Genomic DNA, 1496 nt, shown 5'->3' with positions numbered 1-1496 from the left:
ACCAAAAGCGCGGAAGGACCCAACATTCCACGCCGTTTGACACCCACGCTGTACCTGTTCCTGGATCAGAACGTGTCCGCCATGGAGGCGCGATCGAAGGCCTGCAGCGACAAGCGCAAGGCTGACTTTGCGGTCCGCCAGATCGATTGGGTCACAGGCCTGCAGGTCGCAGAATTAGGGGGTAAAATTCCCCCCTCAGTCGGGGGTGAGAAGACGATTTCGCAGCGCGCCGTGGGGCAGCTGAAGGCAGGGAAAACCGCGCGTTCCAAGCGGCAAGAATTCCCCCCCTTCTACCTCAGACCTCTACCTCACTCTCTGGGCTTTCAGAGACGGTTCAGGATCTAGCAGCTGACACGCACGCGAAGCCTCAGTGCGCGGTGTGCGAGAAGCCGGCCACCTTCCAGCGCAAGGGCACGAGCGACTGGTTCTGCGGCAGGCACCGGCACCTCGCGGACAATCCGGACTGGTTCGACGACAGCTTGCCCCCGCCGCCGCACTCCGGGGAGGTGCGGTGACGGCGCAGATCCACATAGCGAGTCAAGGAAGCCCGCTCGACCCGTGTCTGGCGGTCAGACACTAGCCAAGCCATGGATGCCGCTCCTGGGCCAACCTCGTGCCCGGAAACGGCATCGTGTGGCGAGGGTCCGCCCAGTCCAGCTGGATCAGCGCGCGTTAGTCTGCCGGTTCGGGTCGACCAGGGGCGGCTCGTCTCGGTGTCGCGCTCGTTCGATCACGTGCCCCACGATCGCGACCACGGCGACGACCGCGAGGACGGTCCCGGACGCGACCAGCATCGCCCCCGTGGCTCCCAGCATCTCCATGGCGCGGGCTACCCTCCGAGCTTACCGACGACGTGGTCGATCCCGTCGATTGCGGCCCGGATCTGCGCGACGTGCTCCTGCAGGGTCGCCACTCTCTCAGGCCCGGGATCATCAGCCGTTCACCAACGGCAGTCGTCGATGACCTGGAGCAGCCGGCCCAAGCGCTGGTGCTCGTGCTTCAGGGCGTCAACGACGTCCTCGTTGCATGCCATCTCGACGCTCCTCCGCAGGGGTGTTCCTCAAGCTCGCCACCGGCGACTGGATCCGGACCCGGCGCAACCTCGTGATCACCGGCCCCTGCGGCGTGGGCAAGAGCTGGCTGGCCTGCGCGCTCGGGCACAAGGCCTGCTAGGACGACCTCTCGGTCCTGTACTACCGGGTCCCGCGCCTGTTTGCGGCGCTGAGCCTCGCCCGCGGCGATGGCCGCTACGGCCGGCTGCTGCGCCAGATCGCAAAGGCAAACCTGCTGATCCTCGACGATTGGGGCCCCGAGCCGCTCCTGCCCGAGCAGGCGCGCGATCTCCTGGAGATCGTCGAGGACCGCTACGACGCCGGCTCGACCCTGATCACCAGCCAGGTGCCGGTCGATCGCTGGTACGAGATCATCGGCATCCCCACGCTCGCCGATGCCGTCCTCGACCGGTTGCTGCACAACGGGGTCATCGCAGAATGTGT

The 1496-nt window shown here is 66.4% G+C and carries 3 protein-coding genes and 1 pseudogene; 3 read left to right on the top strand and 1 reads right to left on the bottom strand.

The window, feature by feature from the left end:
- Positions 1-345: hypothetical protein (locus MFF61_RS32855; RefSeq protein ID WP_238241928.1), on the top strand; the 345-nt coding region annotated here is incomplete at its 5' end.
- Between the two features lie 32 nt (positions 346-377).
- Positions 378-515 carry a hypothetical protein gene (locus MFF61_RS32850; RefSeq protein WP_238241922.1) on the top strand — a complete coding sequence of 46 codons (138 nt, stop codon included), beginning with the start codon at positions 378-380 and terminating at the stop codon, positions 513-515.
- Positions 516-662: 147 nt separating this feature from the next.
- On the opposite strand, the gene MFF61_RS32845 is transcribed toward MFF61_RS32850, so the two are convergent.
- A complete protein-coding gene (locus MFF61_RS32845; RefSeq protein ID WP_238241920.1) occupies positions 663-821 on the bottom strand; it encodes a hypothetical protein in 159 nt (52 codons plus the stop codon).
- A 232-nt stretch (positions 822-1053) separates the two neighbouring features.
- Between MFF61_RS32845 and MFF61_RS32840 the strand changes: the two are divergent.
- Positions 1054-1496, top strand: a pseudogene (locus MFF61_RS32840) (ATP-binding protein); the annotation flags it as partial.

The sequence above is a fragment of the Methylobacterium isbiliense genome (genome assembly GCF_022179325.1).
Taxonomy (GTDB): Bacteria; Pseudomonadota; Alphaproteobacteria; order Rhizobiales; family Beijerinckiaceae; genus Methylobacterium; species Methylobacterium isbiliense.
This window is presented reverse-complemented; position numbering and strand designations above follow the sequence as displayed.

What these genes read in the sequence shown, in the direction of transcription:
- MFF61_RS32845 (WP_238241920.1), bottom strand. Translation starts at nt 821, where the DNA reads ATGGAGATGCTGGGAGCCACGGGGGCGATGCTGGTCGCGTCCGGGACC.